The organism is Staphylococcus sp. GDH8C109P, from assembly GCF_017893405.1.
Classification (GTDB): domain Bacteria; phylum Bacillota; class Bacilli; order Staphylococcales; family Staphylococcaceae; genus Staphylococcus; species Staphylococcus cohnii.
Genome location: NZ_JAESMX010000026.1, coordinates 1 through 335, shown reverse-complemented (window position 1 = coordinate 335; position 335 = coordinate 1). Strand labels below are relative to the sequence as shown.

At 45.7% G+C, this 335-nt stretch carries 3 tRNA genes; all 3 read left to right on the top strand.

Annotated elements, in window-relative coordinates:
* The first annotated feature begins 32 nt into the window (after positions 1–32).
* The 3 genes from KA867_RS12375 to KA867_RS12365 all read left to right on the top strand — a co-directional run bounded on the left by KA867_RS12375 (position 33) and on the right by KA867_RS12365 (position 305).
* Positions 33–109: transfer RNA gene (locus KA867_RS12375), tRNA-Arg, on the top strand.
* A 26-nt stretch (positions 110–135) separates the two neighbouring features.
* Positions 136–209, top strand: a tRNA-Pro gene (locus tag KA867_RS12370).
* A gap of 20 nt (positions 210–229) precedes the next feature.
* Positions 230–305, top strand: a tRNA-Ala gene (locus KA867_RS12365).
* Positions 306–335 lie beyond the last annotated feature (30 nt).

Below are 335 nucleotides of genomic sequence, written 5' to 3'. Positions count from 1 at the left end.
ATTCCGGTCCTCGGCACCATCATTTTAATAGAGCGCCCATAGCTCAATTGGATAGAGTACTTGACTACGAATCAAGCGGTTATAGGTTCGACTCCTATTGGGCGCACCATTTTTAGAATGATTTTATGATAAATACGGGAAGTAGCTCAGCTTGGTAGAGCACTTGGTTTGGGACCAAGGGGTCGCAGGTTCGAATCCTGTCTTCCCGACTCTTATTTAAAAAGAATATGGGGGCTTAGCTCAGATGGGAGAGCGCCTGCTTTGCACGCAGGAGGTCAGCGGTTCGATCCCGCTAGTCTCCACCATATATATTTAAATGAACATTGAAAACTGAA